This window comes from Croceitalea marina (assembly GCF_042684265.1).
Lineage (GTDB): Bacteria > Bacteroidota > Bacteroidia > Flavobacteriales > Flavobacteriaceae > Croceitalea > Croceitalea marina.
This window is the reverse complement of the sequence record NZ_JBHULB010000079.1, coordinates 79,843-105,682: the sequence shown is the minus strand read 5'-3', so window position 1 is coordinate 105,682 and position 25,840 is coordinate 79,843. Positions and strand designations below refer to the sequence as shown.

15 protein-coding genes and 1 tRNA gene are annotated in these 25,840 nt (G+C 37.9%); 2 read left to right on the top strand and 14 right to left on the bottom strand.

Annotated elements, in window-relative coordinates; genetic code table 11:
* Nucleotides 1–18 precede the first annotated feature (18 nt).
* Nucleotides 19–105 (top strand) — tRNA-Leu (locus ACFSQJ_RS16325).
* A 140-nt stretch (nt 106–245) separates the two neighbouring features.
* On the opposite strand, the gene ACFSQJ_RS16320 is transcribed toward ACFSQJ_RS16325, so the two are convergent.
* From ACFSQJ_RS16320 to ACFSQJ_RS16280, 9 genes are all read right to left on the bottom strand, one after another.
* Nucleotides 246–446 (bottom strand): helix-turn-helix transcriptional regulator, encoded by a 201-nt coding sequence (locus ACFSQJ_RS16320; RefSeq protein ID WP_377768032.1) that lies wholly within the window; start codon nt 444–446, stop codon nt 246–248.
* Between the two features lies 1 nt (nt 447).
* Entirely contained in the window at nt 448–882 is a 435-nt protein-coding gene (locus ACFSQJ_RS16315) for a hypothetical protein (protein WP_377768031.1), read from the bottom strand.
* Nucleotides 883–1,099: 217 nt separating this feature from the next.
* Nucleotides 1,100–2,758, bottom strand: a complete 1,659-nt coding sequence (locus ACFSQJ_RS16310) for a solute:sodium symporter family transporter (protein ID WP_377768030.1) — start codon at nt 2,756–2,758, stop codon at nt 1,100–1,102.
* Nucleotides 2,759–2,774: 16 nt separating this feature from the next.
* On the bottom strand, nt 2,775–4,544 hold the full coding sequence (locus ACFSQJ_RS16305) for a glycoside hydrolase family 36 protein (RefSeq protein ID WP_377768029.1): 1,770 nt from the start codon (nt 4,542–4,544) through the stop codon (nt 2,775–2,777).
* Nucleotides 4,541–7,897: a VCBS repeat-containing protein gene (locus ACFSQJ_RS16300; RefSeq protein ID WP_377768028.1), complete on the bottom strand. Its 3,357-nt coding sequence runs from the start codon at nt 7,895–7,897 to the stop codon at nt 4,541–4,543. Before ACFSQJ_RS16300 ends, ACFSQJ_RS16305 begins: the two co-directional genes overlap by 4 nt.
* A 115-nt stretch (nt 7,898–8,012) precedes the next feature.
* The gene (locus tag ACFSQJ_RS16295) at nt 8,013–9,593 is read right to left on the bottom strand and encodes a RagB/SusD family nutrient uptake outer membrane protein (RefSeq protein WP_377768027.1); all 1,581 of its coding nucleotides are present in this window, start codon (nt 9,591–9,593) and stop codon (nt 8,013–8,015) included.
* A 31-nt stretch (nt 9,594–9,624) separates the two neighbouring features.
* Nucleotides 9,625–12,696, bottom strand: coding sequence for a SusC/RagA family TonB-linked outer membrane protein (locus ACFSQJ_RS16290; RefSeq protein ID WP_377768026.1), 3,072 nt, complete (start codon nt 12,694–12,696; stop codon nt 9,625–9,627).
* A 156-nt stretch (nt 12,697–12,852) separates the two neighbouring features.
* On the bottom strand, nt 12,853–13,866 hold the full coding sequence (locus ACFSQJ_RS16285; RefSeq protein WP_377768025.1) for a GntR family transcriptional regulator: 1,014 nt from the start codon (nt 13,864–13,866) through the stop codon (nt 12,853–12,855).
* A 130-nt stretch (nt 13,867–13,996) separates the two neighbouring features.
* The gene (locus ACFSQJ_RS16280; RefSeq protein WP_377768024.1) at nt 13,997–15,004 is read right to left on the bottom strand and encodes an alpha/beta hydrolase; all 1,008 of its coding nucleotides are present in this window, start codon (nt 15,002–15,004) and stop codon (nt 13,997–13,999) included.
* A gap of 93 nt (nt 15,005–15,097) precedes the next feature.
* Here ACFSQJ_RS16280 and ACFSQJ_RS16275 point away from each other — a divergent pair, with 93 nt between their 5' ends.
* On the top strand, nt 15,098–16,351 hold the full coding sequence (locus ACFSQJ_RS16275; RefSeq protein WP_377768023.1) for an NRAMP family divalent metal transporter: 1,254 nt from the start codon (nt 15,098–15,100) through the stop codon (nt 16,349–16,351).
* A gap of 19 nt (nt 16,352–16,370) precedes the next feature.
* Here ACFSQJ_RS16275 and ACFSQJ_RS16270 read toward each other — a convergent pair whose 3' ends face one another.
* The 5 genes from ACFSQJ_RS16270 to ACFSQJ_RS16250 form a co-directional block, all read right to left on the bottom strand.
* Entirely contained in the window at nt 16,371–18,314 is a 1,944-nt protein-coding gene (locus ACFSQJ_RS16270; protein ID WP_377768022.1) for an OmpA family protein, read from the bottom strand.
* Between the two features lie 11 nt (nt 18,315–18,325).
* Nucleotides 18,326–19,300 carry a PorP/SprF family type IX secretion system membrane protein gene (locus tag ACFSQJ_RS16265; protein WP_377768021.1) on the bottom strand — a complete coding sequence of 325 codons (975 nt, stop codon included), beginning with the start codon at nt 19,298–19,300 and terminating at the stop codon, nt 18,326–18,328.
* A gap of 12 nt (nt 19,301–19,312) precedes the next feature.
* Complete coding sequence (locus tag ACFSQJ_RS16260) at nt 19,313–24,214, bottom strand: Calx-beta domain-containing protein (RefSeq protein WP_377768020.1); 4,902 nt, start codon at nt 24,212–24,214, stop codon at nt 19,313–19,315.
* Between the two features lie 147 nt (nt 24,215–24,361).
* On the bottom strand, nt 24,362–25,246 hold the full coding sequence (gene fabD / locus ACFSQJ_RS16255; protein ID WP_377768019.1) for an ACP S-malonyltransferase: 885 nt from the start codon (nt 25,244–25,246) through the stop codon (nt 24,362–24,364).
* A 75-nt stretch (nt 25,247–25,321) separates the two neighbouring features.
* A complete protein-coding gene (locus ACFSQJ_RS16250; RefSeq protein ID WP_377768018.1) occupies nt 25,322–25,840 on the bottom strand; it encodes a gamma carbonic anhydrase family protein in 519 nt (172 codons plus the stop codon).

Genomic DNA, 25,840 nt, shown 5'->3' with positions numbered 1-25,840 from the left:
CATGCCATAGGCAGGCAAGCTCGAGTGGTGGAATTGGTAGACACGTTGGACTTAAAATCCAATGGACATTAGTCCGTGCGGGTTCAAGTCCCGCCTCGAGTACCACTAAATGAAAAACCAAGGTTATACCTTGGTTTTTTTATGGAATAAAACAACATAAAAAGGGATTTATTTATACTACCGAAGTATTGAGGTTCTCGCCCCGAGTACCTAAAAAGCTGAAACAATTGTTTCGACTTTTTAATTTAATCTTCGACTTCTAACTTAAAAATATCATTTACAGAAATTCCAAACACCTTAGAAAGTTTTAAAGCCAAAACTGTGGAAGGGACATAGCGGTTTTTTTCAATAGAATTAATCGTTTGCCTAGAAACCCCCAATAGTTTTGCCAAATCTTCTTGGGTCAAATCTTTAATAGCCCGTTGTACTTTTAAGTTATTCTTCATCTTAAGCACTGCGTTTTAAAGCATGAAAGAACATAATCTGAACCAACAAAATATAGAGCAATACTTGAAAGTAACCATTGTCTATTTTCGCATTTGCAGGGTCTAATAAAGATTCGATACCATAAGTCACATAGGGTTGTATTAAAGCATACAAAACACCTATAATCAATGCCAACCGATAAGAAGTTGCTCGTAGGCTAGCCATAAGTTCATCCTCTATTTTTTCTTTAGAGATAGAAACCATTAAAAAACCTAAAATCATAACATTACGTAAGACTGGTTTTACCCAAGTAGGTTCATCAACAAATTTCTTTGCTATCATAAGCACAAAAGCACCTATTATAATTGCCCATCCTATCTTCTTGTACTTATTGGGCAATTGAAACTTACCCCAACGATGTAACTTGTTACGTTCAGATTCACATATATTCTTCATACTATTAAAAGTAAAGTTTAAATGTATATTTTATTTTCCATAATGACAAATATACTTTACATTTATTATTATAAAAAACGCTGTCTAAAAAGACATTGAAATCCTTTTTGTCAAGTTGAGCTTGTCGAAACTGATATTGATTATCAGTAAGTTAAAATATTTCGACAGGCTCAATATGACACATTGACCCCACTTTTAGACAGCCTAAGTATTATTTTTAGAAAATAAGGTAGGTACTTAGTACCAATAATGTTATTAGACCACCAACTATCCAGGCATATTTCCAAGGTGTCGTATCAATCACATCGGTAACCTTTGGTACATAAATATCTGTTTTAGGTTTAATAAGCCCTACTATTAACATGATAATTACATTTACTACAAATAGTATCCCCATAATATGCAAAAAGTGTGGATATGCTTCTGCCTTAATCAGTGCCAATTCAGCAGCATTGGTTATGCCTGAAACCTTTGCTTTTTCCATAGCACTTTCGACCATACGAGGACTAATAATAAATTGGCTTATAAGATACATTAACACTCCACCTATAAGTACAATTTTTGCTCCTACAGCTGGTACTTTTTTGGTTAGAATGCCAATAAGCACAACAGCCAAAATTGGAACACTTAAACTACCGAGCGACTCCTGTATATAAGCAAATAAGCCGTCAGGAGCATTTCTGATAAATGGCGCTATAGTCATAGAAATAACTGCAAGACCTAAACCAAAACGTTTACCCGCTTTTACTGTTTGCAGCTCTGAAGCCCCTTTTTTAAAGAATTTTTTATATAAATCAAATCCGAATAATGTGGCACTACTATTTAATAAGCTATTAAACGAACTTAAAATAGCCCCAAACAATACAGCTGCGAAGAAACCTAATAAACTGGCAGGTAAAACCCTTCTCACTAATTCGGGATAAGAGGCATCTGCATCATTCAATTCGGCGCCGAACATGTTATAGGCAATAATACCTGGAAGTACTACAATTACAGGAATTAAAAACTTCACAAAGGCCGCGAGCAAAACCCCTTTTTGACCCTCTTTTAGACTTTTCGCCCCGAACACACGCTGTAAAATAGACTGGTTGGTACCCCAATAATACATCTGAGCTATCATCATACCCGTGAAAATTGTACCGACCGGAATGGACGAAGTTGGACCACCAGTAACATCAAATTTATCTTGATTTTCAGACCATAGTTTGGTCAGACCCCCTGAGATAGTACCGTCATCGCTAATCATGGTCAATCCGAAATATGGAATCAATAATCCCCCAATTAACAAACCGATAGCATTCATCAAATCTGATACTGCTACCGCTTTTAAACCACCGTAAATAGCATAAACGATACCTATTAATCCAATACTCCACACACATATCCAATAACAAGCCGTTTCAGAAATACCTAATACCTCGGGCAATTGAAACATGGTAATAAATGCCTTGGACCCTGCATATAATATTGTAGGCAACAATACAATTCCAAAAGCAATAAGGAACAAAACTGACAGAATCGCCTTTGTATTCTCATCAAAACGACCCTGAATGAATTCAGGAATGGTCGTAATGCCCTTTTTCATGTACTTGGGCAAAAACCAAATGGCCGTTATCACCATTGCGATTGCAGCAAGGGTTTCCCAGGCCATTACCAAAATACCTTCGGTAAATGCCTGACCGTTTAGTCCGACAATCTGTTCAGCAGAAAGGTTGGTTAATAGTAATGATCCGGCAATGGTAAGCGCACCTAGACTTCTTCCACCAAGGTAAAAGCCATCGGCAGATTTTTCATTCGTTTTTCTTGTGGCGTACCACGCCACCCCAGCTACCAATAGTGTAAAGCCTAGAAAGGAAATAATGGATAATGTCCCCATATGTTGGTTGTTTTAGTTAGTTAGTCAGTCGTAACTGAGCCATACCGCAGATAGGAACTTTTAAAGCGTTAACCCCTTCCATTAATTCTAGGGTTTTTTCATTAACAATCGCTCCCTCGCAATCAAAAATTTGGCATTTAAAAGTACCAAAATTATGTTTAGCAACAAGAATTATGGATTTTGAAGGTTTTGCATTTAAAATATCGATTTGATTATGAGCAGATTCCAATTCGATAAAGTTATTTTCAAAGACACCTATTATTGCTTTTTTATCAGATGAAACCGATTTTAATGGATAATTTGCCATAGGCGAGGTCGGTATAAAATCACCTGACAACAATAATTCGGCATTACTATTCCAAAAATCGGTGTAGAAACGAATCATATTTATATGGGCCAAAGGGGCCTCATGCAGCATAACCGAGATTTGCGGAACCCCAAACATTGTATTAAGGTAGTGCAAAGCGGCGTTTTCTACACTTTCATCAAAATGCCAGGTAACCATATCAGAATGAACTGCTGTCTCACCGCATAACATTTTAATATCGGCTATTCGTACGCGGTTCATGGTATAATCTCCCGGGCAGTCAAAAGCACGAAGCATATTACCATATTTTCGCATCGCCGGGCCCGTATATTTCTGTCGAAATTCTATAAAAATATCTGGATTCACTTTTTTGACCTCATCACTGACCTGCGTTAACAATGCATCAACAGCATCATTTATGGAGGCAAAATCGCGTTCTGCATTTGGCTCAAAACACGTATCTGGGTAAGCCTTAAAATCATCGATAAAGTCTAGTTTAAAACCATCTAAGCCCCAGTCTTTGGCAGCTGCAACATAGATACCTACCAAGTAATTTCTGATTTCAGGAAACCTAGGGTCAAAAACAGGTGCCCATCGATGGTTCTCGGTCAAAAATTTACCTTTAAATCTTTGATAGGCCTTGGATTTTTTACCACAGAACGGCACGGAATACCATAGCCCTACTTTCATTCCGAGATTTTGCATACCTCTTACCACTGCCCCAAAATCTTCAAAACGCTCTGATTGCCAATCGCCCGTATAATCGTAACCACGATTGTTATCTTCGGTCTGCCAGCCATCATCTATAATAATGGCTTCAAAACCTAATTCTTTTGCCAAACCACATTCTTTTAACAATAAAGCCTCATCTAAATTCTGATGAAATTGATACCAAGTAGAATACAAGGGTTTTTTTGCTATTGCGGGAACGGCGCACGGTTTTAGGGCCGCAAAGCTTTCCCACCAAAGCCCTGTTTCCTTAAGTGCCCGTGAAAAGTGGATATTTCTATAGTCTAATCGTATTTCTATATTAAAATCCTTAATGGCATACTTGCACTCGGTAAACAGGATTATTTTACAATACACAAAATCATCTTCTTCGCGATACTTTGCCCCTAACTCAATTTTATTAATCGCATTGGAACACGAAAAACAAAGTATGTTTTCATCTTTATTACCAAAAAGGGAGATTACGGGAGAATCTATTGAGATTCTTGATTCATGATTCTCCAACTCCCAATCTGCCTCTATTCGTTTCGAAAAGTCGGAAGTAGGTTTCCATATCCCTTTAACATTTAAAGCGGGTATCTTCCACTCTAGCTCTATAGGTTCGGGAATAAACTTTTCATTAGATCGTACATCTAGTTTATAGATTACAATATCATCTTTATCAAAAATCGTATTTAAGGCGCAATCTGCATTGTTTCGGTTTTCAACAATCTTTATCTCCTCTCTCACTCTGTTTAGAACACTTCTCATTGTGTTATTTTTTTGTTCCACTCAAATACCCTAACGCTCTCATTATTCTGACCAACAAGAAACAGGCTATTATTCTCTCTATCTTTAATCTCAACTATTTGACTTGTATGCCCGGGAGCATAAAAGCCGCTTTCATCTACTGGCACTGGTTTAAAACTACCATTACCCCTTCCTTTTAAAAAAATCCCGTTCAGCGCGTCGTACCTTCCAAAATTACTTTCGGAATAAAAATCGTTTCCAGCCAAAAGCGCGTCTAAATTACCATCGCCGTCGAAATCTTTTACCATTATCGACTTCAAAGGTGCTAGCTGACACTCAAATGGCAGAGAAATATGCTTAAACTTTCCATCTCCTATATTTTCTAAATAAGCACTTTCAAAAACACTGGCCGTTAAGGATACCTCGTTCAATGCTTCAATATTCAACAATGTCTTAAAATCTACTTCTGCAAACTGTTGGTAACTCTGATACCTATCCTTAAGAAGCGTTAATTGCTTCATAACATCATCTCTAGACTGCAAGGGCTTTAGTTTTTTTCCTTGACCTGTGTCGTAATAAACGGCTACTAAGGGGTCAATACTGCCGTTTTTATCATAATCTCTATTATAAATGTAGATTGGATATTCTTGACTGGGGTTGACAAAATTGTTGAGTCCTTGATTGCCTATTAAAAAATCAATATCCCCATCATTATCAAAGTCACCTTTTGCAATGGAATACCACCACCCATTGGAAACGATTGTTTCGTTATTCTCGGACTGAATTTCAATATTCCATTTCTTTAAAACTCCCGAATCATTTTTAAAAATTGTTATTGGCATCCAATCGCCTGTAAGCACTAAATCCGTCCATCCATCATTATCAATATCTGTCCATACAGCATCCCTGACCATACCGATATCTGCTAAACCTTCAACTTTTACATCAGAAAAACTTCCATTTTCATTGGACAAAAAGGAATTCTTAGGAGCTACGGGATAATTACCAGGAACTATATTCGAACCAACGAAAAGGTCGATATCCCCATCCTTGTCAAAGTCAAAAGGTTTAATACAACTGGTGGCTGATGTATTCAGAGGCAATTTTTCTTCTGTTAGTTTAAATCCTTTACTTCCAACGTTTTCATATAATCTATCTTGATATTCCGGTGCTTCGGCATCAAACTCATTTCCACCACTACCCACATATAAATCTAGATCACCATCGGAATCATAATCAAAAAAAGCCGCAGCCGTGTCTTCATAAATGGAATCTAGTTTTTGTGTTAGTACGTATACATTTTGTTCATTTAGGCTCCAAACTGTACCTGGTTCTCCCTTACTGCCCCCAACAAATAGTTCATCACCATCTTCATCGTCACTATTTCCCGAGGCAAAACAGGGCCCCTCTTTAGAGTACTGTGTCAGCAGTAACTGTTGGGAGCGATAATCGTTGGATGAATTCTCTTGATGTTTAAAAACAAAAGTGTCGGTGTTGTCAACGAAGTATGTCTCGTCGGTAGAATCTTCAAAATTTTCGATAGTTGCATCGACAATATCTAAAACTAAAGTTTGATTTGGCATAAGACCTGTTCTTCTAGTAATTTCACCTGTTGGCCATTTCACTTCTAACGAATCAATTCTGTTGTTTTTGAGACCGAAAAAAACGGTAGGATCAACCGAAGAAAGATAGCCGCGAATGATTGATTGAAAATGCGTTTGTAATTCTCCTTGACTCCAAACCGAAACCTTTGCACCAATTGCATCTTTATTCTGCTCTGGTCCTAAAAGTTTTATTTTCAAATAATTATAGTTCTCCCTTGAGGAAGCAGTATTTTTAAGAATAAATGCTTTCTCATTAATGTTATTTACGATTAGGTCCAAGTCTCCATCCAAGTCTAAATCGGAATAGGCAGCACCGTTGGATAAAGAAAGTCTCTTAATGCTCCAAGAGGTAGAAACGTCATTGAAGTTTACATTTCCATCATTTTCAAAAAAATAATTTTGGAGCTTAACCGATTTCTGGTTTTTTACCAACTCCTTAATTCTCTTATCTCTGCTTTCTGGTGTTCCAAAGACATTAGCTTGATTGGTATAGTTTATAAAATCTAAGTTGGTGATATCTAAACCGTATCCATTGGTAATAAAAATATCTTTATCGCCATCTGCATCTAAATCGACCAACAGAGGAGCCCAACTCCAATCGGTTTGCGCTAGTTTGGCAGCAAATGAAACCTCGCTAAACTTTAACGGACCGCCATCACTGAGACCGTTATTAATTTGCAATGTATTCCGCATATATTGCGGCGAGTACCCATTCTTTAGGCTTAGTTCGTACTTATCGTAATTTGTGGAACCTATCATTGTTTTGAGGCGGTTATAATTTTTGGGCAGCATGTCCAAAACTATAATATCAGGGTGTGAATCATTATTTATATCGGCAATATCAACCCCCATACCGTTATAGGTTTGATGTGCCAATAATTCGCTAGATGATTCTTTAAAATAAGCACCTGTCGTGTCCGAAATTTTTGAATTGATATAGAGTAAATCATTGGTAATAAAGTCATTTGCCACATAGACATCTATCAAACCATCATTATTAAAGTCATTTATACCTACGCCTAGTCCGAAACCTTTTTCAACTTTTCCCAACTTTTCTGAAACCTCTTTAAAAATAGGATGTCCTACAGTTTCAGAATCATCGTTACGTAAAAGAACATCACTTAAATGATTGGGAAAATAACGTTTTGGTATTGGAGAGTTTTTATCAAACTGCACATTTCCGTTTCTAACGATGTAAGCATCTAAATCACCATCTAAATCGTAATCAAAAAAAACCGTCTGTTGCGAATACTCTGCATCATCTAAGCCATATGCCTTCGCATTCTCAACAAATTCGGGAATTCCATTTTCATTCACTCCCTGATTTATAAACAATAAATTATTACAGTTGCCATCGCAATTGGCACCACCAACATTAAGGTAGATATCATCTAGGCCATCGACATTTATATCAATTATAGAAACCCCGGTTATCCAACCTTTTGTTTTAAAATTTGATTCTTCTGTAGTATCAAAAAATTTTAAATCACCTTTATTTAGGTAAATTCTAGAATTAACCTGATTACCTGTAAATACAATATCAGGAAGCCCATCGCTATTAAAATCTCCTATCCCAACTCCCCCTCCATTATAGCAATATTGAAAATCAATAACATTGATTTTCTCATTTATGGTAATTGTATTTGAAAAGTCTATATTGGTAAGTTCTGTATCCGCATATTCAAAAAGTCTAGTTTCCTGTTTGTTTTCACATGAAAACAGAAAAACAATTACACTATAGAAAGCTAGTTTTTGGATACTCATCCTCATTTTTAATCCCACGGTTTTTTTAAATTAAAAGCCAAGCAATAATACATCACTTGGCTCTTAATAACTACTGAACTTAAACTAAATCAAACTAAATATTTATAATCAAAGGTTGTGTTTAGTACCCTGGGTTTTGGTTCAAATTTGGATTGGCGTTTAATTCTGGAACCGGAATCCAAATTAGCTCGTCACGTCCTGGTGTGAATACTGCACTTTCTCCAGCTAGAGATTTTGGGTGCCTTCCGCCTGCTATCGTAGAACCTGCACCTAGCACCTCTTCCGCCAAGCCCCAGCGCACTAAATCTAGATAGCGATGGCCTTCACCTGTAAGCTCCATAATTCGCTCTTCAACTATCGCATCAAAAACCTCAGTACTGCTTAATGTATTTGGCAAGTCAGCTATTTGCGCTCGTTGCCTCACTTGGTTAACCAATGCGATTGCTTCCGGAGTATTTCCATTTTCATTTTCTGCTTCAGCTAACATTAAAAGCACATCTGCGTATCTAATTATTCTCCAATTCAATCCAATATTTTCTCCAAAGGGTGAAATTTGATCACGAGTACCCGCAAACAGCATGGCATATTTACGAGTAAACAAAGGATCCACCCCTGCTACTTGTGCTGCTTCAATGTCTCCAGCAAAATCTTCCAAGAATGGGGTTCCACCATAACCGGTAGCACCTGGATAATCAAACGCTATTGTTTCATTTCTTCTGACTGTATCTCCATTATCCTCAAACGCTTGTAATATATGCGGATTAATGTAGTGCCCTCTATCTAAACTGTAAGTCGGTGGTGCATAATCAATAATATAGTTACTTTGAGATCCTGTAAGCGGTATATCTGATCCCCATACAAAATTATCTTGCGCAGCAAATTGCAATTCAAAAACAGATTCTGAATTATTTTCACCTACCACATTAAAATTATCTCCATACTGTTCAGCAGGAAGTAAACTATACACTCCGCTGGTCACCACAGCTCTTAAATCTGTTGCAGCTTCTGAAAAGTTGCCCATATATAAATTCGTCTTTCCTCTTAGTGCCAATGCTGACCCAGAAGTTGGTCTTCCCAAATCATTATCAGACCATGTTGCTGGCAACATACTTGCAGCCATAGCTAAATCAGATAACACCGAATTAAAGATTTCTGTTTGAGTCGCAGGAGATGGAAAAAACTCTTCTTGATTTTCAGGAGTGCTTAAAACTAAAGGCACATTGCCCCAAAAAGCCGCCAAATACCAATTTGCAAAAGCTCTCATAAAGTAAGCCTGTCCTAATACTTCATCCCTACCACTACCTGCAGGTAGGTTTTCATCATTTGCTTCCTCTAAAATGGTATTTGCCCTAAATATAGTTTGGTACAGTTGCGGAAACATATTTGATGACCAACGACTAACACCTGGAACACCCTGTAGTGTAGACATGGTTGTGTTATTTGCAAAAGGCACTACATTAAATGCATCTGATCTAAGAGTTGGACCCGTATGCACAACCCTACCCCAGAAAAATACTGCGGTAATAGGGTGTATCATTCCATTTACAGCAACTCTAAAATCTGCCTCATCATTAAAGAAAGCTAATTGTGATACTGTATTTGGGTTGGATATTTGAAGCTCATCCTCGTTACAACTATTTAGCGGAACCAGCATGGCCGCCAATAGCGTAACAATCATAATTTTACTTGTTTTTAATTTCATTTTGTCAATTTTCTAATTATTCATAAACAATTTAAAACGATACCTGTAATCCTAAGATGAATGTTCTTGGTCTAGGTTGTGCGCCTAAATCAATACCTCTACCAAGAATTGGTGGTGTATTATTTGGGAAACCAAAAAACCCACCTCCAGTACCTACTAGAGTAGATCCAATTTCGGGATCATAACCACTATATCCTGTAATTGTGAAAACATTTTGCATGTTATAAAAGACGCGAGCGCTACTCACCCATGGCAAATCGATTACCTGTGTCAAATCATAACCTATCTCAATAGACCTTAATCTTAAATAAGAGCCGTCTTCTACAAAGAAATCTGACGGTAATTGATTACCAGCCGCATTTGGCAAAGAAGCTCTAGGAATATTTGTAGTTGCGTTATCTGCCCCTGGCGATCCAAAAGCATTCCTTAAGAAACCAAATTTGTTTCCATCTAAGAAAAATGTTCCTGTGAATAATTGGGCGTTGTAAATCTCGTTTCCTTGAACTCCATTTAAATTAAGACCAAAATCCCAATTTTTATAAGTTCCATTAAAGTTTATACCATAAGTAAAGTCAGGGATTGGAGACCCTAAATTGGTTCTATCATCGTTGTTAATTTGACCATCACCATTGATATCAACTCTTCTAAAATCACCTGGTTGTAAAATGGCTCTTCTTTCTGGGTCATTTGCCAAAGCTGGGTCATTATCGATATCACCCTGGCTTCTATAAAGTCCGTCGTTTTGAAATCCAAAGAAAAAACCTATTGGCTGTCCAACTTCAAATCTATTGGGAGTATTCCCTTCTTCATCTATGGATGGTCCGACTAGAGGATTTGGTAAAGCTGTTAGTTCATTACTAAAAGTTGCAAATGTCAATCCTACATTAAACTTAAAATCTCCACCGTTATCATGATCATAATTTGCTTGTAGTTCAAAACCAGAATTACGGATCGAAGCAGCATTTTGAGTTACCGGCGTAGCAGAACCTGTAGTAGAAGGAACAGCAACTGCAGCAAGAACATCATTGTTATTTCTCACGTAGTAGTCCATCCCTACGGAAAGCTTGTTATTCAATAAAACAGCGTCCAAACCAAAACTTGTTGATTCTGCAGTTTCGAATGAAATATTGGGGTCTACTAGCGAAGTAATTGCAAAACCGCCCGCAGTCGTATTGTTAAAACTTACGTTCGAAGCTGGATTAAGTACTGATTGAAATAAATAATCACCTATATTCTGAGAAGCCAATTCTCCATAACCCGCGCGGAACTTTAATAAATTAAAAACAGAATCCTCTGGCCAAAAATCCTCATTACTAATTACCCAACCTGCTGAGAACGCAGGTAATACAATACTGTTAAAATCACCATCCGCCGAAAATCGTGAGGAAGCATCTCGTCTGACAATAGCGTTAAAAATGTATTTATCATCAAACTTATAATTTACCCTTCCAAAGACTGAGAAAATTCTTGATAAAAATCTACCCCCTCCAGAATTTACAATAGCATCTGTAAAGCCAGCTATATTGGTAATATCATCTGAAGGCAGACCTTCTGCTTGTATTGCAATAGAATTGTTATCTATCTGTTGTCTAGCACCACCAAGTAACACATCAATATCATGCTTCCCAAAACTATTTTTATAGTTGATGGTTGGTTCGATGTTAGTGGATAAAATCTCACCGCGTACTTCAGTCAAATCATTTAAAGCATTTAAATTAACCTGAGCATCCGTTGGGCTCATATCAAAGCGAGGTCTTCTAAAATTAACGTATGTATTACGATAATCAACACCATAGTTTAAACCAAGTGTCAGGCCATCTATCACTTCATATTCTACTTTAAAATTGCCTAGAACGTTACGTTGCGTAGTTTGGTCATCCACCAATTGTGCCAATGCATAATTATTGGTACCTCCAGAACCACCAAATAAATTAGAATCAATAGCTTCAAACCCACCTAGTCTTTCTGGCGCTGAGGCTCTAACAACTGGTGCGGTAAAAGTACCGCTGCCAAAGAATGGATTCTGATTCAAGTCTCTTTGATTATAGGAAAGAGATTCTTCGATTTTCCATTTTCCAAAGGTGAAACGGCTATTCAAGCGAATATTGATACGTTGAAAATCTGTACTCGTGACTATACCTTCTTCATCATAATAATTAGAAGAGAAATAATAAGAAGAACCTTCGCCACCTCCAGTGATATTAAAGCCAATATCTTGTATTGTTCCAGAATTTAAAGATAAATCTTGAAAGTCAGTATTTACACCATTATCTACAATATTAGCCGGAAGCCCTTCATTGGCACTTCTTTGATTTAAGAACTGAACAAACTCTGGTCCATCTAAGAAGTCTAGTGTTCTAGCAACCGTATTGGCCCCTCCACGTATATCTACAGAAACTTTTGGCGCAGAATTAGCAGTGCCTCGATTGGTCGAAACAATGATAACGCCATTTGCCGCTCTGGTACCATAAATGGCTGCAGAAGTAGCGTCTTTTAATACCTGAATATCAATAATATCTTTAGGGTTTAAAAAAGTAATATCGTCTACAATAGCCCCATCCACAACATATAACGGGAAAGTGTTTGTTAATGAGCTAATTCCCCTAACAATTACATTGGTGGGAGCACCTGGCTGCCCGCCTCCACTTTCAACTTGCACACCAGCTAGCCTCCCTTGCAGGGCGTTAGTAGGGTCGGCACTTACAATCTGCTTAATTTCTTCTTGTTTGATTTGAGAAATTGCTCCTGTTACATCTACTTTTGCTTGTGATCCAAAACCAACAACGACAACTTCGTCAAGCAATGCGGAATCTTCTTCTAACAATACATTTATTGAAGTTTGCCCGGCAACTGCTAATTCTTGTGTTTTAAAACCAACATAACTAAAAACCAAAGTAGCATCATCACCAACTGTGATGGTAAAATTTCCATCAAAATCAGTGGTTACCCCGTTTGTAGTTCCTTTTTCAATAATGTTTACCCCTGGGAGAGGCCCGTCAAAAGCGGAGACAGTACCTGTGACAGTGTTCTGCTGTGCAAATGTGCTATTCGCATAAATGAACACCAACAAAACCAGAAGTTTTTTAAGATGGCTTTTTTTCATAAAGATTGAGTTTAGATTAGTTTTTAATATGCTATGATAGTCTATGCTATTAAACAAAAATATGAAAGTTTTGTTAATATCAAAGTTTAAAGGCTAAAAAATACGGTTATCGTAAAATTTAAATTAAAAAAATATGATTTTGATTTTTCAGGCCCCTTATAAAGAACCTCTATCGATAAGGTTGGTAGGCACCACCGACTTGGAGTAGTTCAACTTTTTGATGTTCTTTGCCGTCAAGGTGGCCATTTCATTAAAATTTGCAGAGATAGAAGTAATTCCTCCAAAAACTATTTCCTTTACCACGTGATCATTGAAAGAAAGAACACCAACATCAATACCAACGTTTAAATCTGAATTCTTGCAATCCTTAAGGAGGGACCATAAGTCAGCATCGCCAATAAAAAGATATAAATAGTCTTTTTGCACAGTATTTGAATCATAGCTCTCAACAACTTTCCCTTTAAACCCATACTCCTTTATAAATTTTAAATATCCTGATAAGATGCCTTTGGGGTAGTCAAAATCATTTCTATAAAAAAGCACGATTTCTTTATACTTCCTTACTTGGGGTAGAAGGTTAATTAAATTAGTATAGGTACTTTGCTCAAATTCTTGTGTAACATAAGTATATTCATTACCCACATTAAGAAATCTATCCACAATCAGTAATTTCTCAGGGCTTAATGTTTTGAGCAAATGCTTTACACCGTCACTTTCAATAGGGGCAACCACATATAGACCATACTTTGCTCTTATATTCATGAAAATAGTCTGAAAAACCTCTTCATTGTTATGGTGAAAGAAAACATCGATCTGCACCTTGGCACCTAACTCTTTTCTAAGCGTATTGTAAAATTCTTGTTGAAATCGTTGAAAAGAATACATTAAAAGGGCAATCTTTAAAAAGACTTTAGTTTTATCGCTTACTACAAAATAACCCTTGGTCTTTTTTGACTCTACAAGACCTCTATCTTTTAGTTCTTCATAGGCCTTTACAATAGTTTTTCGGGCGAAACCTACTTCATCTACCATTGTATTTATTGATGGCATTTGGTCGCCCACCATAAGATGACCTGAATCAATTGCCTCAATAATACCCAAGACCAGTTGTTCATGCTTGGACAACGAATTAATCTCTTCAAGTTTTTTGATGAATTTGGCTAGTTTCACAAAAATTGATTGGATTGGTTGTTCACAGTTTGAATAATACGAAAAAAATAAGCCTTTCAGAAATTTTTAAAGAAATGATGTAGAAATAAAACGATTAATGTTAATTCTGAGCAAGTATGTTAAAGAGTTATTACCTGGGTTCTAAACCTAGAATTTCTTCCAAAAACTTGTTGGTTTCAATTCTCACCGATTTTAAGTCTTTTGAGGTAATATGTGAAGTCATTACATGGTCGCCCACCTCAGAAAATGCTTTCTTTCTCTTTTTTTCATTAGTAGTACCAAGCCCATTATACATTTTTAGCATTGCAGGAACCGAGACCACATTATCTTGAATTGAATCATTCTTATAAAAATAACCCAAGAAAACAGGCTGCTTAATCTTTTCAAAAGTTTCAGGAACCATGGTATAATCCATCATAGCCTGCAAATGTGTTAGCGCTTCTAATCGATATCTAGTAGTCCAATATTGATTTTTTAATTCAATATCGGTATCAAACTCGTGGTAATCAGAATCTTTAATAAATTTTGCCAATTGTAAACCCCATGGCTTCGATAAAAGCTTTGCACTGCCATCATAAATTTCAATATTTGGCGAATAGAGAAGTAGTGCAGCAATATCTGAATCATTACCGGCTAAATGTAATGCCAATGTACCACCTGTAGAAGTACCCATTAAAATGACCTTCTCACCCAACTGCTTGCCAATCGCAATAGCTTCTTTTGCAGAGCTTATAACTTTGTCTGCAGTTAAGTTTTTCATAGGTGCTTTTTCATCTAACCCATGCCCTGCCAGTCTTGGTAAATACAAATTACATCCATAGCGTTTTGCAGTTTCCTTATGAATGGGGTCTCCTTCTTCTTGGCTTGCTGACCAACCATGCAGATATACGATACTATATGCTGTTTTTGAAGGAATACTATCATGCCAAATTATCCTTGCTTCATTGTCTGGTCTGATATTCTTATTTTGAGCTTCCGCTCTATTAATTTCATATTCCAAGGTGGCCAAGTCTGAAGTAACTATTGGTAATACAGTATCTAAATTCGGAGCTTCAACTTTAGGACCTAAAAAATAGGTTAATGCAAGCAAAGCAACAAAAATGAGTAAGGCTTTAAGCATTTTTGAAATTATTCTCATAATCAACTATTTAAATACAAAGAAAGCTAATATACCATTTCTTTGATTCTATAAAAGAGCTATTTTAGTTACTTATATTCTGATAAAAAGTTTATGTCTTCATTAAAAATCTTATTAAAAAATCTAGGTCCTGGGCTACTTTTTGCAAGTATGGCTATTGGCACATCTCACCTGGTGCTATCTACAAAGGCAGGAGCGCAATATGGCTGGATCATGATAATACCCATTATTCTTGCGAATGTTCTAAAATATCCATTTTTTGAATTTGGTGTTCGCTACACCAATGTCACCAAAAAAAGCCTTATTGAAGGATATTTAAATATGGGGAGGAAATACCTCTGGCTATATGCCTTAATAACCTTGATCAGTGTATTTACAATCTTAGCTGCCTTGTATGTAGTTACTGCCGGACTACTAATTAACCTTTTTAAAATTTCAAGTGTCAACCTAAGTTTAACAGCATTTGGACTCTTTATTTTTATTAGTGCCTTATTAATTATTGGTCGCTATCGTTTTTTAGAGATTTCATTAAAATTAGTTGTCTCCGTTTTATTTATTGCCCTTATTATTACTACAATTTTAGTTATAAACAAAGGCCAAATCACTCCAGTTTCCAACTTTCAAAGGCCAACGGTTTTTAATGAAGTAGGAATCCTATTTTTAATTGGCTTGGTTGGCTGGATGCCTACAGCGGTAGAAGCCTCAGGCTGGGTTAGTATGTGGAGTATGGAAAAGCTCAAATCAATGAAAAAGACTCCTAGTTTAAAGGAGTCTTTATATGAGTTCAATTTAGGTTATATACTTACCGCTTTGCTAGCTGTTTTATTTTTGGTGATTGGCTGTATGACACTTTACGGAACAGGTGCCGAGCTTAGTGGAAATGCAGTGACTTTTGCTGACCAAGTGGTACATCTTTTTACATTGCATATCGGTTCTTGGGCTTATTTTTTAATCGCAACCGCAGCATTTGCAACTATGTTCAGCACATGTATGACCGCACATGATGCAGTATCAAGAGTTAGCTTAGATGTTATTAATAAACTATATCCAACAAACACGCTATTCACTAAAAACCGCTCCTTTGCCTTTATGGTTATTTTTCTTGCCCTCATTAATTGGATAGTTATCAGTTCATTCGGAGCAAATATGGGAACCTTAGTTGCTTTGGCCACCTTTGTTTCTTTTGTAATGGCTCCAGTTGTTGGTTGGATGAATTTAAAGACCGTTACCGGAAACGATATAAAAGATGAACACAAACCTAATAAGACTTTAAAGCTTTTGGCCTATATAGGCATGGTCTTTTTAGCGTTTTTCTCTATCTATTATTGTTGGATGGTTCTCTTTTAAATCTGTCTTTCTGTTTATTTTATTCAAAAAGCACATTATCGTTTAACACAACAATTAAAGAACGTTGGTTTTGTTTGTGGAGCATCTCTAAACAAAACACCCCATTGGTACAATTGTTAAGGATTTTATCTTCACCATAGCCGATTGAGTATAAAATATTAGTGCCAGAAACTCCATTGGCTTGCAAGTACTTTTTAATAGCATCAGACCTTGCCTGAGTAAGTCTAAAGTTAGTGCTGCTCCCCCCCCTGCTATCGGTATGTGTTTCTATTCTTAGTTGAATATTTGGAAAAGACTTTACGACCTCAACTACTTTATCCAGTTCAATAGCTATTTCAGGTGTTATCGTGGTCTTATTTCTTCCGAAAAAGAACTTGCGCAATTTTACAACTGTTTGACCTTCTTTTTCCTCTACCAAATCATCATATAAAGACAAGGCTATATCTACATCAAATATAGTTTCTTGGTCATCACCAGTTGCCGCAACCATTTGTTTAGTATATCGGGAATATCTTTCTTTAGACGCCTGTAAAATGACCTCTTTTCGCCATGGAATCTCGAAGCGATACATACCATCGTCATCGGATATCAACTCACTAATAATACTTCCATCATTATTCGATAATTTGACGGAAACATTCGCAATCGCCTTTTGACTGCCGTAGGGCTCTTGAACCTTACCACGTATTGTCAATGTTTTTAGCCCTGGTTTTTCATCTACCAAGAAGCCATAAACATCATCACTGCCTTTACCTCCAGTTCTGTTCGATGAAAAATAGCCTAACAATCCGTCGCCATTATTTCTAATGATGAATCCAAAATCGTCTTTTTCAGAATTGATAGCTTTCCCCAAATTCACAGGGATACTAAAACTATCCTCAGATTCAAAGTTCGTTTTATACACATCCATTCCGCCTAAACCGTAAAAGATATCCGAAGAAAAATATAGGCTGTTCTCAAAAATATAGGGCGCTATTTCGTTACCGGGGGAATTGACTCGCGGACCAAGATTAATCGGGGCAGACATTATTTGTCCATTATTGGTGTAAACAAAGTAAATATCAGTACCTCCATAACCATCGTCGAACTTCGCCGAAAAGTATAGCTTACCACTATTAGCATCATAAAATGGGTAATAAAACGAAGTGCTTAAATCCCTTAACAAAAATCGAAACGCTCCATTCATGGGTTTCATACCAATGGCCAGCGCATTTTTTCCATTATCATCGAACAAAAGTTCTCCATCCGAAGTGTTTGACAACACATAGATAAGACTGTTTAGTTCATTAGAAAAGTATGGGGTCGCCTTATGGAAATTTGAATCTTCAATTTCCATAAATTTAGTGGCAGTCGCCAATTGCCCAGATGCGTCTGGAGTGCCTCCGAAAATATCCAAATAAGCTTGCCCTGAAGGAGCAAAATTCTGTTTTTTAGTTTTTGGTCTTCCGCTTGTAAACAATAGTTTGTTATTGTAAAAAGCAGGCGAAAAATCTTCTTGATTACTATTACTATTTAAATTGAATATCTTGTAGTTTAAATCACTATTGCCTACTGTATTCAATAATTCTTTATTGAACTTGGCGTTCTCAAAGAGTTCTCTTGAGAAAACATCACGATTATTCTTTAACAAACTATCGATTTTAGCAGTTTTACCCACCTTTATAAGGCTTTGCAACATCTTATTGAAACGATGCTTGCTCATAATCGAGTCTAACTTGTTATCCCCAGAAATAACATCAAGATAAGTCGTTGAAGCTTTTTCGAAATTTCCTGTTTGATAATAAGAATCCGCAAGATTCAGGTATTGTTCGGCATTTAAATAACCTTTCGACAAATCCGCTTCGTATGCTCTTACAGCTTGCTTATAAGCATATTGAAAAAAGAACTGATCTCCCTTAGACTGCTTTTGTTGCGCAAAACAGAGTGAACATGAAAAAAAGAATAAAATTAGCGTTGTTCTCATCTAAATGGGGGTTAAAAAAATCTGGGGGAATCTACTTGTTTTGGTTTTCCTTTCAGCTTATTATTTTTCTGTTTGTTTTTGTTGCGATTTCCACCTTCACGTCCCAGATAAAATTTTAAAATAGCTTCATGCGAGCCATTCGTGTAATCACCCAATCCGTTAGTATTATAATCATATGAATAGCCCAAAAATAGGGTGTTAGATATCTGAAATCCGGCCAGTCCGCTTACAGCATTATCAAAACGGTAAGAGGCTCCAAGCGTAAAAGCATCTAAAAACAGGAAATTAGCTGACAAGTTTACCGTTAGCGGGCCCTGAGGGATGTAATTAATAAGTGCCGCAGGTTTGAACTTGGTATTATCAGAGATATCAAAAACATAACCCGCTATAAAATCGACCTGCAAGTCATTATCTATAACAGATTCCAACTCTTCGTCATAAATACCAAGGGTTAGAAAGTTGGGTGTAGATAGACCTGTATACCAATTCTCTCCATACATGAACAATCCACCCCCTAGAATTGGGTAGAACTGATTTAAATTATCTCCTCCTATAATGGGCTCAGAAGGGTTCTCAAAATTACCATCGGAATAATTCAAGTTAAGAAAAGAGCCACCCGCATCTAAACCAAAAGACAACCAAGAATCTGAACTAAGATTAACCTGATACGAATAGGAAACATCTATATATGTTTGAGATGATGGCCCAATTTGATCACTTACCACATTAAAACCTATTCCCATTTTTTCATTGGATAATGGCACGTTAGCTCCAAATCTTAACGTTTTAGGTGCACCAGGAATGTCGATCCATTGAGCCCTATACAAAGCAGAAAATTCAGTAGATTCTACAGAACCAACATATGCTGGATTAAAACTTCCAATATTATACATATACTGTGTGTATTGGGGCTCTCTTTGCGCCAAGGCGGATGCTCCACATAGAAGCGCAATAATGATAATCTTATATTTTAGAAAACCGTTCATAAACATCTTAGATTATCGAATTATTTGAATCCATCCTTTAGTAACTTCGCTACCATCTCCTAAATCAAGAATATAGAAATAAGTGCCTTTCGGCAGTTCTCCATTTTTATAGGTACCATCCCATGTACTATCATAAGATGCAGCTTCAAATACGTTGTTTCCATATCTATCAAAGATCTGCAAAGAGTTATTAGGATAGGTACCAGCACAATTTAGTATCAAAAAGTCGTTTGTTCCGTCTTGATTTGGCGAGAATATATTACAAATTGTGCCGCAATCACTACAAGGACTCACCACTGGCTGCACTGTAACCGTGGCTTCGTTATTGTCTACATTAACGTTATCTAATGGAAAAGAACTGGTTAATATAGCGGTATTTTCTAACAACCCGGAAGCTACTACGGTAACCGTAATTTCTAAATTGACTATTTCTTCTGCTAATAACTCGTCGATAGTCCAAACACCTGTTACTTCGTCATATTCACCACTTGAAGTCGCATCGGAAACGTATAAAAATCCTGTTTGCAACACATCACTGACAGTAATATCTATAACCCTATCCATGGTCAAGTTGGTAACCGATATCGTAAAAGTAATGTTGTCTCCGATGAGGGGTCTGTCATTATCAACAATTTTTTCTATCAATAAATCTATCGGTTCAGGATTACAATCAGGTGTTAAAAACGGATCGCATGGATCTAAAGGATCGGTCGCACTTTCTGGCACTGCGACAGTAGAGGCATCATCAACTATTAGAACTTCCTCCCCATCTGTAAGTCCATCCCCGTCCGTATCTGCGTTATTAGGGTCCGTACCCAAATCAGTTTCCTCATCGGTCGTTAGCCCGTCATTATCACAATCACTGGTTCCTAAAGGCGTTCCTCCTACCGAACTACAATCATCCAAAGGATCGGTTCCGTCTGTATTTACTTCTTGCCCATCCTCAACGCCATCACCATCGGTATCTGGATTGTTAGGGTCCGTACCAAGCACTCCTTCTTCATTGTCCGATAAACCATCGCTATCGGCATCAAAATCACATTCAAGAACGGTTACGGTCACATCTATAGAAACATTTGTACATGGGGCTGCAGCGGTATTTGTAGTATAGGTAAAAATATAATCTCCAACAGGCAAACCAATAAAATCTACGATATTATCGGTGCCAATTACTGGTGTTGCACCTGCGGGGCCACTTGAAAAAGTCCAGTTACCGGCATCCTGCCCACTAAGCGTGAAATCTAAATCTACTGTTGTATCGCCCCCATTACCAGAAGCATTGCAAGCAGTTGTACTTGTTGGAGTGCCAGCAGAGGGTTGGTTGTTTATTGTCGCTATAACTTCTGTTCTGGCAGAAGTACATCCATTAGACGTCGCCTCTACAAAAAATGAAGTGGTAGCAGTAATATTTGGAGTTACAAAAGTGCTTCCTGTACCTAAAATTGCACCGCCTGTCGGCACGTTGTACCAATTTAACGAAGCTCCGGTTTGATTGCTAGAAGCCGTTAAGGTCAAAGTACCCTCTTCACAACGAACACCACCAACAGAACTGTCGATAGTTGGGGTAATATTTATGGTAAGCGGAATCTCAAGTGTGGGACTAGCGCAATTGTTCGTATCGTCATAGAAAAATCCATAATAGGTACCTGGTGCGTTCACAACACTACTTCTATGGGCACTTTCTTGTAATGGATCAGAGTTTGTACTCCAAGTTAAGGTACTTCCTGCAGGAGCTGTATTGGTTACATAATCATTTAAATCAACATTGATACTGTCACAAAAGTCAATCGGTTGCGAGGTATCCAAAGTAGGGGCAATACTACCCGCATTACAAGGCAAAATACATTGTGATACGGTAATGGTAACTTCAGAAATTTGATCGGCACACGGGGCGATCGCCCCTGTAGTGGTATATCTGAAAGTATAAGTACCATCTGGTTGACCTGCAAAATTTACCTCATTACCAGCATTTATAGTCGTTGAACTGCCTGCGGGAGCACTTACTAAAGACCAGCCACCAGCATCCGCATCGGTTAATTGATCATCTAGATCTATGACAGATATTCCGTTGGCAGGAATACTGCAAGCAGCAGCATTTGCCGGTGTACCCGGAGAAGGAGTTGTACTTGCACTTATTGTTATTTGTAAAGCAGGACTTGCGCAATTATTCACCTCGTCAAAAAAGAAGCCGAAATAGGTGCCAGCAGTATTTATAACACTAGATGATAAATGTGTAGCGCTATTCGCAAGGTCGGTGTTGGTTTCACTCCACCTTAGCACTGCATTTACAGGTGGTGTACTTATCGTATAATCGTCTAAATCTTTATTAAAAGTATCGCAAAAAGCAGTTTCCTCTGCTGCATCCAAAGCTGGCGCCGTATTTCCGGCGGCACAAGCATCATCATCAAGAATTGTAATGGTAGCTGTATCGGATATGTCTACGCTAAGCGTAGTTCCCGTTAAGTTTGCCATTGAAATTGTTAAATTCTCATCACCTTCTATCGTACCATCTGCCTGAGGTGCAAAAGTAACCGTTCGAATCTCATTTGCGGTTCCAGAGAAGTTTAAGGCTTGGTTCGTTATTGCAGCATAGTCATTATTGGCAGTAGTTGCCGTGCCATCTGCAGTAGAGACCTCAACCCTAAAGCCACCTACAACAGCATTATCTAGACTTATATTAATACTACCTGGACCACCATCCTCAGGAAAGCTAATATCTGCAATTGTCACCTCGGCCCTATCATCGTCCAATATGGTATTGGTGGCCGTTCGATTTACGGGAATAGGATCTAAAACCACATCTCCGGAGGTAATTCCGGTTAAGGTTATCGTAACGGTTTCATTGCCTTCGACAATAGCATCTTCTAAAACGGGAATGGTAACATCGGTAGAAAAATCCCCAGCCGTAATAGTTGCAGTATTGCCAAATGCCGTGTAATCAACTCCAGCTGCCGCTGTGCCCGTTATATTAAAAACTATATCAGTATCAGTAGTTGTAGCATTTGTCTGAGAAATCGTCAGAATTCCGTTGGTTACCGCTCCAGCTCCATTTTCTGAACCATTGGAAGTATTTACAATGCTAACCGTAGGGCTATCATCATTGGTAATGGTTCCTACCGCACTTGCCGTTCCAATTGAAGATCCAGCGCTGGGATTACTTAAGGCTATGGTAAAGGTTTCATCCGGTTCAAAATCTGTATCCCCATTTACTTCAATGGTTACCGTCGTACTTGCTTCGTTAGCTGCAAATGGTACTGTTCCACTTGGAGAAACGCCACCAACAAAGTCAGAACCGCCTGTAAGCGAAGTTCCACTTCCGGCAACGGTATAATCAACAGTCGAGGTATTTGTTAAATTACCTGTGCGATTTAGGGTAAATACGAAAGCTGTCGAACCTGAGTCACCTTCGTCTAAAGTAACTCCAGAGTCCAACGAGATGGTATTATCGTCATTTGTTATCGTCCCTACCCCCACAGCATCGGATATTGTGGCATTCGTGGCATTTGTAATACGAACCCTAAAAGTTTCATTAGCCTCTTCATCAGAATCCCCAGTAACAGAAATCGTTACCGTAGTACTTGACGCACCTGCGGCTATGGAGCCGCTACCTCCTATTATCGCCACATAATCAACACCAGGGGTGGCAGTGGTAGATGTCGTTTCGGTCGCTACATCAAAAGCTATCGCGTTAGCGGCAGTACCTGCACCATCTAGACTTATCGTAAAAATAAAATCTGTGGTACCCGTATTACCCTCTGCTTGGTTTACATTATCAATACCAATGGTATCACCGTCATTGTTAAGTATTCTCCCTAGACCTATATCATCGGTGATATTAGCATTAACAGCATTACTGATAATTACTCGAAAATCTTCATTGGGTTCAACCACCGTATCATCAAGAACGGTTATGGAAATAGTTGTACTATTTTCCCCATCATTAATAGTACCACTAGCGCCACTTACCGCAACGTAATCATCTCCAGCAGTTGCGGTTACATCCACCGTATTATAGTCGAAATCGATATCTCCATCTGCATTTCCACCTCCATCAACACTGACTGTAAAAACAAAAGTTGTCGTACCAACATCCCCTTCAAAAGCTATACGATTACCGATACTAATTTGCTGGTCATCGTCTAAATTGGTGACCTCTAAATCTGGCACATCATTATTTCCTAAACTGTTATAATTTGGATCAGCTGAACTTGGGTTTCCTGTTCGTATATCATCTACCACATTACCATCTACTATGGCATCATCAATACCAGTAATAGTTAAAGTAACTCCAGTATCCCATTCTGCGGGTGTGATTACAAGGTTTGCCGGGCCGGATGTTTCCGTATTATCATATTGTTCTATCGGAATAGTTACATCTGCTATAGGCTGACTTCTTAAGGTAAAGATAAAATCTGTTGTACCACCACCTTCTGTTGTTGTTCCGGTTGTGGTATTGATATCTATTCCCGCGGAATCATTATCCACAATTGTTATTGTGGCCGTATTGGCGGCACCATTTATTGGAACTAAAGGGCTAACACTATTTAAGGTTATAGTTATTGTTTCGTTTCCCTCGATAAAGGGATCATCGACAATTCCGTTTACATCGACGATGACATCATTACTACCAGTAAGTATGATTGCTGAACCTGAAAGAGCTGTATAATCGTCCGTTGAAGCAGCTGTACCTGTAATAGTATAATTAACCGTTACATCGACTCCAGCAGTTAAACCAGTAGTTTCAAAAATTCGGAAACTTCCCGGATTGGACCCCTGCTCTTGAACATCCCCATCCAAAACTTCTACAGAAATTGTAGCTTGTGCTATAAGACCATTGCAGAACAACAGCAAGCAAGCAAAGCATAACAGTTTTATAAAGTTAGTCACTGCACTTTTTTGAGTAGCGTTGAACATTGTTATTTTCTTGATTGTCAGAAAAATACTATTATTTTGTTTGGATAATGAGAACCTCAATATTACTAAAAAAATACCGCTTTTTTTTGCTTTAAAGATTAAATTCAGCTTTGTTAGACCAACTACATAAATTAACGAATAACATGATTATTCTATCGCACCGGAACTGGTCTCAACATCACTAGCAATCTTTCTTACCAAGCCTTGAAGTACTTTTCCTGGCCCCACTTCAACAAAGCTACTTGCACGGTCTGCGACCATATTACGAACACTTTGTGTCCATTTTACCGGAGCGGTCAATTGGGCAATCAAATTTTCCTTCACTTCTTTAGACACCGTTACACCTGTTGCAGTCACATTTTGGTAAATCGGACAAGAAGGCTCACTAAAATTTGTGCTGTCAATTGCAGCTGCCAATTCTTCTCTAGCGGGCTCCATTAGTGGTGAATGAAAAGCGCCACCAACAGGCAATAGAAGGGCCCTTCTAGCTCCGGCCTCTTTTAATTTTTCACATGCCAAATTAACTGCTTCAACTTCACCTGAAATAACCAATTGGCCTGGGCAGTTATAATTCGCAGGTACCACAATCCCCTGAACTTCAGCACATATCTTTTCTACTACTTCATCTTCTAAACCCAATACGGCCGCCATTGTACTTTCCTGTACCTCGCAGGCCTTTTGCATTGCCAAGGCTCGTTGAGAAACCAGCTTTAGCCCATCTTCAAAATTCAAAGTTCCATTAGCGACTAAAGCAGAAAATTCGCCCAAAGAGTGCCCGGCAACCATATCTGGCTTAAAATTCGCTCCCATTACTTTGCTAAGTATCACCGAGTGTAAGAAAATAGCAGGTTGTGTTACTTTGGTCTGTTTTAAATCTTCCGGTGTTCCCTCAAACATAATATCTGTAATAGAAAAACCTAAGATATCGTTCGCTTGCTCAAAAAGTTCTTGAGCGATAGCATGATTTTCATATAAATCTAAACCCATACCCACAAATTGGGCACCTTGCCCCGGAAAAATATATGCTTTCATAGTATTCTCTTAAGTTGGGCAAAAATAAGGATTTATCTTATTTCTATTCAGTGAATATTCTTAGGATTTTCACTTTCAATTATCCTCTTTAAACCAACCAGAATACATAACATAAGCATTCGCTATTCTGTCGATTTCACCGGAACTTAATTCTGGACTGACATCTTTAATTTTTTTGGCGGGCATTCCGGCAAAAATAGCCCCTGAAGGTACATGGGTTCCTTTTGTAACAACCGCTCCAGCCGCAATTATAGCATTAGACTCTACAACACAATCATCCATGATAATAGCACCCATGCCTACCAATACATTATCCTTAATTGTACAGCCATGTACAATAGCATTATGGCCAATAGAGACATTATTGCCTATAACCGTAGGTGCTTTTTTATAGGTGCAATGGATTACGGCACCGTCTTGAATATTTACCTTGTTCCCGATCTTTATGAAGTGTACATCTCCTCTTAACACTGCATTAAACCAAACGCTGCATTGTTTGCCCATTGTAACCTCGCCAACAATGGTCGCATTTTCGGCAATAAAACAATCTTCTCCTATTTCCGGTGACTTACCATTTACAGTTTTAATTAGCAT